Consider the following 11,073-nt stretch of genomic DNA (forward strand, 5'->3'; position numbering starts at 1 on the left):
TGGTAGGTGCCCACTGTTAGTGGGCACACACTTGAAAACCGCGCGAGCTCCGCGTAAAGGTCCGGCTCATGATGCTGAACCTCGACGGGAATGCACTCATCGCGTTGACGCATCGGTGACACACCCGCAACCCGGCTCAGGCAAGACTGGCGTTGTCAACTCGACACCAGGAGTCCGCCATGAGTGTTACCCATGCACACGAGATGCCTTCGTCGCCGCAGCAGCAGCGCGACATCATTGACGAGCCGGGCCGCCGTCGTACCTCCCCCCTGCTGTGGATCGCGCTGATCGTCGCGATGTTTGCCGCCGCGCTGGTGTGGCTGCGCTATGCCAATCCCGATGAAGGCGCCAGCGCGCCGGTCGGGGAACGCATGCTGCCTGCTACCGAGACGCCGGTGGCGGTGACGCCGGCCCCGGCCAGCCGTGAAGCGGCGCCTGCCACCACGCAGCGCCGTGCTGCTCCGGTTGTTCGCGATCGCGATGCGCGCCCGCTGAGCAGCAATGCCAAGCCGGTGTATCCGCGGACCGCGCTGCGTAGTGGCGTGGAAGGCAGCGTGATTGCCAGCCTCAACGTGGACCCGCGCGGCCAGGTGACCGACGCCAATATCGTGCAGCGCAGCGGCGGTCGTGATCGCGACCTGGACCGTGCAGTGCTGAGCACCGTGCGTGACTGGAAGTTCGAACCGGCCATGCACAACGGCCGCGCCGTGGCCAGCGTGGTACGCGTGCCGGTGGATTTCCGCACCGAGCAGCGGTAACCCTCATCTGTAAAACGGCGGGGGAGCAGGAGCCGACGATCTGGTCGGCTCCTTTTTTTTGCCGCCGGCGGTGCCTTACCCGAGGTTGAAGCCCGCGGCGCGGGCGATGCCGTCGAAGTTGGGGAACGAGGTGGCGACGTTGGCGATGTCGTTGATGCGCACCTCGCCGCTGCTGAGCTGGCCGGCGATGGCGAAGGCCATCGCGATGCGGTGGTCGCCGTGGCTTTCGATGGTGCCGCTGCCCAGCTCATGCCCGCCGTGGATGGTGGCGCCGTCTTCGGTTTCATCCACCTGTACGCCGAGGCTGCGCAGGCCGGTGGCCATGGCCGCGAGGCGGTCGGATTCCTTGACCCGCAGTTCGGCCGCGCCACGCACGATGGTGTTGCCCTGTGCAGCGGCAGCGGCAACGAACAGGGCCGGGAACTCGTCGATCATGTCCGGCACCAGCGCTTCGGGAATCTCGGCGCCGTGAAGCGGTGCGTGGCGGACCACCAGGTCTGCTACGGCTTCCCCGCCCTGCTCTGCATGGTTTTCTTCGCGGATATCGGCGCCCATCAGTCGCAGCGCGGCAAGCAGGCCGGTGCGGCGCGGGTTGAGGCCGACCTGGCGCAGGGTGAGTGCCGAACCGGGAATGATGCTGGCCGCCACCAGGAAGAACGCAGCCGAGGAGAAGTCAGCCGGCACCGCGATGTCGGTGGCGCGCAGGCGCTGGCCGCCACGCAGGCGGGCCTTGCCGGGCGAAAACTCGATCTCGACACCAAACGCGCGCAGCATGCGCTCGCTGTAGTCGCGGGTCGGGTGCGGTTCGGTCACGGCGGTCTCGCCCTGCGCATACAGGCCGGCGAGCAGCACGGCCGATTTGACCTGCGCGCTGGCCACCGGCGAGGCGAAGTCGATGCCGTGCAGCGGCTGGCCGCCATGCACGCGCAGCGGCGGGGTGCCGTCGGCCTCGGTGTCGATCTTCGCGCCCATCTGCGCCAACGGGCCGGTTACCCGGCGCATGGGGCGACGTGACAGCGATTCATCACCCACCATCACTGCGTCGAACGGCTGCGCGGCGAGCACGCCCGCGAGCAGGCGCATGCCGGTGCCAGCGTTGCCGCAGTCCAGCGGGCCGGCCGGTGCCTGCAGACCATCCACGCCCACGCCGTGGACGATGCGCTGCGACGGCGACGGGGTTTCAATGCGCACGCCCATCTGCGAGAAGATCGCGGCAGTGGCGCGGGTGTCCTCGCCCTCCAGGAAACCGTCGATGTGCGAAACGCCATCGGCCAGTGCAGCGAACATCACCGCACGGTGCGAGACCGACTTGTCGCCGGGAATGGTCAGGCTGCCCTGCAGGGGCTGGCCCTTGCGGGCGGTCCAGGAAGCGGAAGCGGTCATCGGTGAATCCTGTAGAAAGCCGCCCGCGAAGGCAGCGATGGTGCGGAATGACGGTAAGCGGCGCCGCGCGCAGTGCGGCGGCGCCGAGGTATCAGGGCACGGCCACCGGGTAGGAGCCCAACACCTTGATCTGCGCCGAGTGCGCCTTCAGTTCGGCCAACGCGGCCTGCATGGCCTCGTCGTCGATGTGGCCGGCCAGGTCGATGAAGAAGCCGTATTCCCACTTGGCGTTGTGCGACGGGCGCGATTCGATGCGGTTCATGCTGATGCCGTGCCGCGCGAACGGGCTGAGCACGTCGAACAGCGCACCGGGCTTGTCGTGGATGAACACCAGCACCGAGGTGCGGTCGTGGCCGGAGGTCGGGAAGAACTGGCGGCCCACCACCAGGAAGCGGGTGGTGTTGTCGGCGTCGTTCTGGATCGGCTTGGTCACGACCTTCTTCAGGCCATACACGTGCCCTGCACTTTCGCCACCAATGGCGGCGGCGTCATCGGCATTGCGGGCGCGGCGCGCGCCTTCGGCATTGCTCGACACAGGGATTTTCTCGGCCTTGGGCAGGTTGGCGCGCAGCCAGGAGGAGGTCTGCATGAACGATTGCGGGTGGCCATACACGCGTTCGACATCTTCCAGCCGGCCGCTGCGGGACATCAGGTACTGCTGCACGCGCAGTTCCACTTCGCCGCAGATCTTCAGGTTGGAGGTGAGGAACATGTCCAGGGTGATCTGGATGGTGCCCTGCCCCGAGTTTTCCACCGGCACCACGCCGAAATCTGCGTTGCCCGCTTCCACTTCCTGGAACACTTCTTCAATGCTGGCCAACGGCAGGCCCAGCGCCGAACGGCCGAAGTGCTTGAGCACGGCCTGTTGGCTGAAGGTGCCTTCCGGGCCGAGGTAACCGATCTTCAGCGGCTCCTGCTGGGCCAGGCAGGCCGACATGATTTCGCGGAACACATGCACCAGCACTTCATCGCTGAGCGGGCCTTCATTGCGGTCCACTACCATGCGCAGCACCTGGGCTTCGCGTTCGGGGCGGTAATAATCCACGGCAGCGGCAAGCTTGCCCTTGGCCTTGCCGACCTGGTGGGCGAACTGGGCGCGCTCGGCGATCAGCGCCTGGATGCTGCGGTCGATGTGGTCGATCTTGGCGCGCACGTCCGACAGCACCGGGGCGGCGACAGCAGGTACGGCGTCGGCCTTGGCTTTGGTGGGCTTGGCGGCGGGTGCCTTGGGCTTGGCGGGTTTGGTGGCCATCAGGGTATCCAGTTACAGATTCGGGAACGTCAGCCGTTGCGTTGCTGGAAATCGCGCATGAAGGCGGCCAGCGCCTGTGCGCCTTCCACCGGCAGTGCGTTGTACAGCGAGACGCGGATGCCGCCGACGGCCTTGTGGCCCTTCAGCGCCAGCAGCCCGGCAGCCTTGGATTCGCTCACGAAACGGGCGGTGAGGGTTTCGTCAGGCAGGAAGAACGGAATGTTCATGCGTGAACGCGCGGCAGGCACCACCTCATTTCGGTAGAAGCCGCCGGAGGCATCGATGGCACCGTAGATCAGCGTCGACTTGACCGCGTTGCGGCGTGCGAATTCTTCCACCCCGCCCTCGGCGAGCATCCACTGGAACACCAGCCCGGCCAGGTACCAGTTCCAGGTGGGCGGAGTGTTGAGCATGGAATCGCGGGCGACGTGCGAGCGGTAATCGAAGATGTCCGCGCGCGGCTGGCCACTGCGCTCGAGCAGGTCGCGGCGCACGATCACCACCGACACGCCGACCGGGCCCAGGTTCTTCTGTGCACCGGCGTAGATCAGGCCGTAGCGCGAGACATCCAGCGGTTCGCTGGCGATGGAGGAGCTGAAATCGGCGAACAGCGGCGCGCTGCCGACGTCCGGGGTGTCACGGAACTCGACGCCGTGGATGGTTTCGTTGGCGGTGATGTGCACGTAGGCGGCATCGTCGGACAACTGCCACTGGCTGCGCGGCGGGATGTCATGGAAACCACCGGCTTCGCTGCTGGCGGCCACGTTGACCCGCACGTAAGGGCTGACCTGCTTGATCGCGGTCTTGCCCCAATGCCCGGTGAGCACGTAATCCACGGTCTGCCCGGGGGCGGCGAAGTTCAGCGCGAGCAGGGCCTGCTGGGTGGTCGCCCCGCCGGCCAGGAACATCACCGCGTAATCGTCCGGCACGCCGAGCAGGCGGCGCAGATCGGCTTCGGCCTGGGCGGCAACGGCCATGAACTCCGGGCCGCGGTGGCTCATTTCGACAATGGAGGCGCCAGCGCCGTTCCATTCCAACATCTCTTCCTGCGCCTGGCGCAGGACCGATTCCGGCAGGGTTGCAGGGCCGGCACTGAAATTGAACGCGCGCGTCATGTCACACCTATGGGGCAAGACCCCTAGTATGCCGCAGCGCACCAGCCTTTAGGCCTTGCAGGACAAGGCGAAATTGGTTGCATCCGAATCTATCGGTTCAGCGCGCGCCGAACCACAGCAGCAGGCTGATCAGGCCGGCCAGCAGCAGCGCGCTGCCGAGCAGCCACGGCCAGCGGCTTACCCGCTTCGGCTTGGCCTGGGCTTCCACCGGCGATGGCAGGTCGAGCAGCTCGTCCTCCTCATCGCTGACCACCCGCTTGCGGCCGTCGTGCGGCACTTCCAGCACGAACCGGTGCTGCGCATCGAAGACCAGCTGGTCACCGGGCTGCAGCCAGCAGTGCCTGACGCTGACGCCGTTGACCCGTGTCGATTCGCCCGCCCCCAGATCCCGCAACAACAGGCGGTCGCCGTGGCGTTCCAGGCGCGCGTGCTGTTCGGCGAACGCGGGATCGTCGATCACGATGTCGGATTCGGCGCCGCGCCCGATCACCCGCGGGCGGTCGAGGGTGAAGCTGCGCCCGTGGTGCTGGCCACCCACCCCGCGCAGCAGGCGCTGGTCCTCCCCACTCTCATCGCTGCGCGACGGGGCGTGGTTGAGGGCCTCGCATTCGCCCTGGATCAGCATTTCCACGCCGTCGGCGTAGACCGCGTCGCCGGGCCGCAGCAGCGCCATGCGCCGCACCGGGCGACCATTGACGTGGATGCCGCGCATGCCGGCGGCTACCTGCAGCCACAGGCCGCGGTCGTCCAGGCAGAACTGGGCCAGCAACAGCGTGCCGGCCGCGTCGCCGCCCAGGCGGACGCTGCCCGAGGCATGGCGCACGATGCGCTGTACCCCGGGCCGCAACGGCTGGTCGGGGTGTTGGCGATGAGTGAAGTGGACAAGCAGGTTCTGCACGCGGCGCAGCCTAGCAGGTTGGATGTCAGGGAAGATAGAGAAGTGTGACGCACTGCTTGGAGTTCTGTCTGCGGATGCGCACAATGCACGCCCGTTTCCCGCTATCGCCCGTCAGGAGTCCGCATGTCCCGCATCGATATCCGCCACGACCACACGCTGTCCACCGAAGCGGCCCGCGACGCGATCGAGGCGATGGCGGCCAAGCTCACCGACAAGTTTTCCCTCAAGACCCAGTGGGACGGCGATGCGCTCGCGTTCAACGGCTCCGGCGTGAATGGCCAGATCGAGCTGCTGGCTCACCAGGTGCGCGTGGTCGCCGACCTGGGCTTCCCGGTGTCGATGATGAAGGGCATGGTCGAAGGCGAAATCCAACGCGTCCTGCAGGAAAAGCTGGCCTGAACCGCTGGCGTGGCGGCGGGCACGCCATCACGCCACGCAATCGAAGCGCTGGGTAGGATCAACGGGTGGCCACTCACAGGATCGCCCCATGAATACTCACGACGACTACGATGACCGCACCGGCGAAAAGCCCTCGCTGCAGGACCAGGCCGAGCGCTTCTCGCGCAGGCTGACCGGTTCGGCGCAGCAGATCTGGCTGGCCGGGCTCGGCGTGTTCGCACGCGCCCAGGCCGAAGGCAGCCGCGTTTTCGACGACCTGGTCAGGGAAGGCGAGTCGGTGGACGCGCGCAACCGCGAGCAGGCCGGCGACACCCCGCGCTGGCGCGACAACGTCGAGGAACACCTGGGCGAGGCGCGCGAAAAGGCCGCCGGCACCTGGGACAAGGTCGAGAAGGCCTTCGACGACCGGGTCCAGGGCGTGCTCAAGCGCCTGCATATCCCCACGGCAGAAGACGTGGCGGCGCTCAATGTGCGGATCGATGCCCTGACCGCCCGGCTCAACCGCGCCGAGGCCCGCAACGCCTCCCCCAACGCAGACCCACGGCCCGGCACGCACCAGTCGCCCGGTTCGGACCCCTGAGCGCGGACCACATTGTTCCGTACGGCGATTGTTGCAAAGCAGCACCACTTTGTTGACAATCGAAATCGACCCGCCAATTGCTTCTGCGCCGTTTGTTCCCTCCCCTCACGGCTAAGGATTGGCGGGTTTTCTGTGTGCGCGATCTCAAAACGACATCCCGCAGACAGGGGCGGGCGCATATAAACTGTCGTCTGCACCTCCGTGTTCATCTCTAGGTCCCATGTTCTCCTGGATTCTGGCTCTCCTGCTGGCCCTCGTTGTCTGGTCCCTCGCCGCTGCCTACTTCTGGCTGGTGAAACGCCGCCGCAAGGAGACCCGGCTGGGGCTCAACGCCTTGGCCGGCATGCACTGGCGGGACTTCTCGGAAATCGTCCGGCGCGCCCTGCACGAACAGCGCGGCCTGCAGGACGTGACCGGCGAGGCCGACGACAGCCGTGAGCCCAGCAGCGACTTCCTGATGCAGGACGCCCAGCACCAGCGCTACCTGGTGTCGTGCAAGCATGGCCGCGCCTACCGGATCGGCCGGGCGGCGGTGAACGAGCTGGGCGCCGCGGCGCGCCTGGCCGGTGCCCGCGGCGGCATCCTCATCACCGAAGGCATGGTCGAGCGCGATGGACGTTCCACCGCCGACAAGCAGAACGTGGAAGTGCTGGATGGAGCGCTGCTGTGGCCGATGCTGCAGCCTTACCTGCCCGGTGACGTGGAAACCCGCGTCAAGCACGCGGCACGCCGCGAAGCGGTACGGCGCATCTCGATCGCCGGGCTGGGCTCGCTGACGCTGGGCCTGCTGGTCGGCATGGGATACCTGACGTCCCGCCTGGACCAGGCAGCCCAGGCGCCCGCGCCGGCGTCGGCCCCCGTGCAGGCAGCGACCCCGCCGGCGCCCACCCCACCCGCCCCTGCACCTGCTGCACCTGCTGCACCCGCTGCACCTGCTGCACCTGCTGCGCCGGCCAACCCGGCCCAGACGGCCACCGCGCCGAACCAGATCCTCGGCACCGTGGCCGACCCGGATGCGGCCACGCTGGCGGTGTACCAGCGCGAACTGGCAACACTGCTGGCCCAGCAAGAGGGCGTGCTCAGCGCGTTCTGGCAGACCCGGCAGACGCTGGCAGTCAACCGCTCGGCCGAGATCGACGAGGTCTGGCCCCGTATCTGCACCCAGGTGAAGCGCTACCCGGCACTGCGCACGGTGCGCATCCAGCTCAATCCCCGCATCAACACCGACGAGCCGGTGCGCTGGCGCCAGTGCGCCACGTCGTAAGGATCAGCGCGCGCCGGGCGCGAACCGCGCCACGAGGTCCCAGGCGTCGCCCAGGAACATCTGCCGCACGCAGGTGATGGGCTGGTCGCCTCGCCAGGTGAGGCGGTCGATCACCAGGCACGCGGTGCCCAGCGGCACTTCCAGCAGGGCCGCTGCTGCGGCATCGGCGCCCCACGCACTGATCCTGTGCTGGGCGCGGGTCCACGACACGTTCTGCAGCAGCCAGCTGCCCGGCGCGGTCGTGTTGAAATCCACGTCCAGCACTTCGGGCACGCCGACCGGGCTGATCAGCCGGTGTTCGAGCGCGAACGGCCTGCCGTCGGCACGGTGCAGGCAGCGGATGGCCAGCAGTTTCTCCCCAGCGGACAACGCCATTTCTTCCTCCACCTGCGTGTCCGGCGCCCGGTAGGCGCGGTCCAGCAGCTGGTAGCCGTACACATGGCCGCGCGCACCGACCGCCATGGCGATGTCGGGAATCTCCAGCGCCACCTGTTCCAGGTGCGGCGGCTGGCGCGCCACGAACGAGCCGGCGCGACGCCGGCGCTCGATCATGCCGCTCTCGGCCAGCGCGGTGAGCACCTTGTTGACGGTCATCCGCGAGCAGCCGTACTGCTCCATCAACTCGTGCTCGTACGGAATGCGGAACCCCGGCGCCCACTCCCCGCTCAGGATGCGGCTCTCGAGGTCGGCACGGATGCGCTGGTTGAGGGTTTCGGCTTTCTTGCCGGTCACGCGGGAATCCTGGTGGGGGGTGGCGGCCACGTTCAGTGCGCGGCAAGCACGCCGCGAAGGGCGTGGGCAAAGCGCGCCGCTACGGCGTCGCGCTGCAGGTGGCGGCCTTGCCGTACCAGCTCGCGCCCCCCGCGCCAGACCGATCGGACGGCGCCATTACGGGCGGCGAACACCCAGCTGTCAAGCCAGGCATCGCCGTCGCGCGCGATCAGCGCCGGGTGCTGCGGGTCCAGTTCCACCACGTCGGCCGGCGCACCGGGCTGCAGGCCAGTGGTGACGCCCAAGGCCTGCGCTGCGCCCTGCAGCGACTGCTCAAACAGCCAGCGCCCGCTGGAAACGCCCTCCTGCGGTGCGAGCACGTTGCGCCCACGCAGCTGCAGGCGCTGCCCGTATTCGAGCAGGCGCAGCTCTTCGGCCGCATCGATCAGCACGTTGGAATCCGAGCCCACCCCGAACCGGCCGCCGCCACGCGCGAAGGCCTGCATCGGGAACAGCCCATCGCCCAGGTTGGCCTCGGTGATCGGGCACAGCCCGACCACGGCACGGCTGTCCAGCATGCGCCGCACTTCGTCGGCATCGACGTGGGTGGCATGCACCAGGCACCAGCGTTCATCAACGGCGGCGTGTTCGTACAGCCAGCGCACGGGACGCAGCCCGCTCCAGGCCACGCAGGCATCGACCTCGCGGGTCTGTTCGGCGATATGGATGTGCACCGGGCCGCGGTTGAGCGGCAGCAGCGCCGCCAGCTCCTCGCCGGTCACCGCTCGCAGGCTGTGCGGCGCGATGCCCAGCACCGCATCGTCCTGCCCGCGCAGCGCATGGCGGCAGCCGTCGAGCAGCGCGGCGAACCCGTCCACGTCATGCAGCAGCCGGCGCTGGGCCGGGTTCGGCGCTGCGCCACCGAAATCGGCGTGCGCGTAGAACACCGGCAGCAGGGTCAGGCCGATGCCACTGCCCTGCGCTGCCGCGGCGATGCGCGCGGCCATCTCGGCGCGGTCGGCATACGGCGTGCCGTCCGGGGCATGGTGCAGGTAGTGGAACTCGCCCACGCGGGTGAAGCCGGATTCGAGCATCTCCACGTAGGCCTGTTCGGCAATGGCCTGCACCGCATCGGGCTGCAGGTGGGCCAGGAACCGGTACATCAGTTCGCGCCAGCTCCAGAAGCTGTCGCCGCTGCGCCCGCCGATTTCAGTCAACCCGGCCATGCCGCGCTGGAAGGCGTGGCTGTGCAGGTTGCCCAGCCCGGGCAGCGCGATCGCCAGCGCCGTGTCGCCAGGCTGCGCGGGCACGCCCGGGGTGACCGACTGCAGGGTGCCGCCGGCGCAGACGATGCGCACATCGCGCGCCCACCCCTGCGGCAGCAGGGCTTGGTCGGCGTGGAAAGCGAGGACGGAAGCGGGGTTGGCTGGCATCACTGGACATCCCGGAAGTGGCGCCTATATTGTATAGACATATAAGCCGCCGTGGTTGCTGCCATGCACTGTGACACCCTCTGGACCAACGCCCACCTGATCACCGTCGACGGCCCTGGCCTTGGCGTGATCCGCGACGGGGTGATCGCCGCCCACGACGGCCGCATCGTGCACGTCGGCCCGGCCGGTTCCGAAGCGCACCTGCAGCCGAACCGCCGCGTGGACTGCGGCGGACGCTGGATCAGCCCGGGGCTGGTCGACTGCCACACCCACCTGGTGTACGCCGGCAACCGCGCCAATGAATTCGAACAGCGCCTGCAGGGGGTGAGCTATGCCGACATCGCCCGTGCCGGCGGCGGCATCGTCTCCACCGTGCGCGCCACCCGTGCCGCCAGCGAAGCGGAGCTGCTGGCGGCCAGCCTGCCGCGGCTGGACGCGATGCTGGCCGAAGGCCTCACCACGGTGGAAATCAAATCCGGCTACGGCCTCTCGCTTGACGATGAAACCAAGCAGCTGCGCGTGGCCCGCGAGCTGTCGCGGCAGCGCGCGGTCGAGGTGGTGCCCACCTTCCTTGGTGCACACGCGGTGCCGCCGGGGCGGCAGGCGCAGGAGTACATCGATGAGGTGTGCAACGTGATGATTCCGGCGGTGGCCGCGCAGGACCTGGCCGAAGCGGTCGATGTGTTCTGCGAGAGCATCGCCTTCAGCACCGCGCAGGCCGAGCAGGTGTTCGTGGCCGCGCAGGCGCACGGCCTGGCGGTGAAGATCCACGCCGAACAGCTCAGCAACCAGCACGGCGCTGCGTTGGCCGCGCGGCATGGCGCGCTGTCGGCCGACCACATCGAACACCTCGATGCAGACGGCATTGCCGCGATGCGTGCCGCCGGCACCGTGGCGGTGCTGCTGCCGGGCGCGTTCTATTTCACCCGCGACACCACCCTGCCCCCGATCGACGCGCTGCGCGCGGCCGGCGTACCGCTGGCACTGGCCACCGACAGCAACCCCGGCACCTCGCCGCTGACCAGCCCGCTGCTGGCCATGAACATGGCCGCGACACTGTTCCGCATGACCGTGGACGAGTGCATTGCCGGCTTCACCCGTGAAGCGGCGCGTGCGCTGGGCCGGCAGGCGCGGATCGGCCGCCTGGCGGTCGGGCTGGACTGCAACCTGGCCGTGTGGGACATCGAGGCGCCTGCCGACCTTGTCTACCGCATTGGCTTCAACCCCCTGCACGCGCGCGTGATGCGCGGCGTATCCGTCTGAACATAGAGATGCCTGGA

11 protein-coding genes are annotated in these 11,073 nt (G+C 68.4%); 5 read left to right on the forward strand and 6 right to left on the reverse strand.

Annotated features, from left to right (window positions below):
- Positions 1 to 179 precede the first annotated feature (179 nt).
- Positions 180 to 758 (forward strand): energy transducer TonB, encoded by a 579-nt coding sequence (locus KVS69_RS06535; RefSeq protein WP_217537531.1) that lies wholly within the window; start codon positions 180 to 182, stop codon positions 756 to 758.
- Between the two features lie 75 nt (positions 759 to 833).
- Here the strand turns inward: KVS69_RS06535 and aroA are convergent, their stop codons facing one another.
- From aroA to KVS69_RS06555, 4 genes are all read right to left on the reverse strand, one after another.
- Positions 834 to 2,141: a 3-phosphoshikimate 1-carboxyvinyltransferase gene (gene aroA, locus KVS69_RS06540; RefSeq protein WP_217537532.1), complete on the reverse strand. Its 1,308-nt coding sequence runs from the start codon at positions 2,139 to 2,141 to the stop codon at positions 834 to 836.
- Between the two features lie 91 nt (positions 2,142 to 2,232).
- Positions 2,233 to 3,393 (reverse strand): prephenate dehydratase, encoded by a 1,161-nt coding sequence (gene pheA, locus KVS69_RS06545; RefSeq protein ID WP_095362709.1) that lies wholly within the window; start codon positions 3,391 to 3,393, stop codon positions 2,233 to 2,235.
- Positions 3,394 to 3,422: 29 nt separating this feature from the next.
- A complete protein-coding gene (gene serC, locus KVS69_RS06550; protein ID WP_217537533.1) occupies positions 3,423 to 4,508 on the reverse strand; it encodes a phosphoserine transaminase in 1,086 nt (361 codons plus the stop codon).
- Positions 4,509 to 4,605: 97 nt separating this feature from the next.
- Positions 4,606 to 5,406 carry an FHA domain-containing protein gene (locus KVS69_RS06555; protein ID WP_093536024.1) on the reverse strand — a complete coding sequence of 267 codons (801 nt, stop codon included), beginning with the start codon at positions 5,404 to 5,406 and terminating at the stop codon, positions 4,606 to 4,608.
- Between the two features lie 123 nt (positions 5,407 to 5,529).
- Between KVS69_RS06555 and KVS69_RS06560 the strand changes: the two genes are divergently transcribed.
- The 3 genes from KVS69_RS06560 (at position 5,530) to KVS69_RS06570 (ending at position 7,649) form a co-directional block, all read left to right on the forward strand.
- A complete protein-coding gene (locus KVS69_RS06560) occupies positions 5,530 to 5,805 on the forward strand; it encodes a polyhydroxyalkanoic acid system family protein (protein WP_217537534.1) in 276 nt (91 codons plus the stop codon).
- 88 nt (positions 5,806 to 5,893) lie between these two features.
- On the forward strand, positions 5,894 to 6,385 hold the full coding sequence (locus KVS69_RS06565; protein WP_068852795.1) for a phasin family protein: 492 nt from the start codon (positions 5,894 to 5,896) through the stop codon (positions 6,383 to 6,385).
- Between the two features lie 220 nt (positions 6,386 to 6,605).
- Positions 6,606 to 7,649 (forward strand): restriction endonuclease, encoded by a 1,044-nt coding sequence (locus tag KVS69_RS06570; RefSeq protein WP_217537535.1) that lies wholly within the window; start codon positions 6,606 to 6,608, stop codon positions 7,647 to 7,649.
- Between the two features lie 3 nt (positions 7,650 to 7,652).
- Here the strand turns inward: KVS69_RS06570 and hutC are convergent, their stop codons facing one another.
- Both hutC and KVS69_RS06580 read right to left on the reverse strand, forming a co-directional pair.
- Positions 7,653 to 8,381, reverse strand: a complete 729-nt coding sequence (hutC, locus tag KVS69_RS06575) for a histidine utilization repressor (RefSeq protein WP_068854693.1) — start codon at positions 8,379 to 8,381, stop codon at positions 7,653 to 7,655.
- Between the two features lie 32 nt (positions 8,382 to 8,413).
- Positions 8,414 to 9,793, reverse strand: a complete 1,380-nt coding sequence (locus tag KVS69_RS06580; RefSeq protein WP_217537536.1) for a formimidoylglutamate deiminase — start codon at positions 9,791 to 9,793, stop codon at positions 8,414 to 8,416.
- A gap of 63 nt (positions 9,794 to 9,856) precedes the next feature.
- Here KVS69_RS06580 and hutI point away from each other — a divergent pair, with 63 nt between their 5' ends.
- On the forward strand, positions 9,857 to 11,056 hold the full coding sequence (gene hutI, locus KVS69_RS06585; RefSeq protein ID WP_217537537.1) for an imidazolonepropionase: 1,200 nt from the start codon (positions 9,857 to 9,859) through the stop codon (positions 11,054 to 11,056).
- Positions 11,057 to 11,073: the final 17 nt, after the last annotated feature.

This window comes from Stenotrophomonas sp. GbtcB23 (assembly GCF_019091045.1).
GTDB lineage: Bacteria > Pseudomonadota > Gammaproteobacteria > Xanthomonadales > Xanthomonadaceae > Stenotrophomonas > Stenotrophomonas rhizophila_A.

Excerpts from the sequence above, each read along its gene's own strand:
- KVS69_RS06535 (WP_217537531.1), top strand. The coding sequence starts at position 180 with ATGAGTGTTACCCATGCACACGAGATGCCTTCGTCGCCGCAGCAGCAG.
- aroA (WP_217537532.1), bottom strand. The coding sequence starts at position 2,141 with ATGACCGCTTCCGCTTCCTGGACCGCCCGCAAGGGCCAGCCCCTGCAG.
- pheA (WP_095362709.1), bottom strand. The coding sequence starts at position 3,393 with ATGGCCACCAAACCCGCCAAGCCCAAGGCACCCGCCGCCAAGCCCACC.
- serC (WP_217537533.1), bottom strand. The coding sequence starts at position 4,508 with ATGACGCGCGCGTTCAATTTCAGTGCCGGCCCTGCAACCCTGCCGGAA.
- KVS69_RS06560 (WP_217537534.1), top strand. The coding sequence starts at position 5,530 with ATGTCCCGCATCGATATCCGCCACGACCACACGCTGTCCACCGAAGCG.
- KVS69_RS06565 (WP_068852795.1), top strand. The coding sequence starts at position 5,894 with ATGAATACTCACGACGACTACGATGACCGCACCGGCGAAAAGCCCTCG.
- KVS69_RS06570 (WP_217537535.1), top strand. The coding sequence starts at position 6,606 with ATGTTCTCCTGGATTCTGGCTCTCCTGCTGGCCCTCGTTGTCTGGTCC.
- KVS69_RS06580 (WP_217537536.1), bottom strand. The coding sequence starts at position 9,793 with ATGCCAGCCAACCCCGCTTCCGTCCTCGCTTTCCACGCCGACCAAGCC.
- hutI (WP_217537537.1), top strand. The coding sequence starts at position 9,857 with ATGCACTGTGACACCCTCTGGACCAACGCCCACCTGATCACCGTCGAC.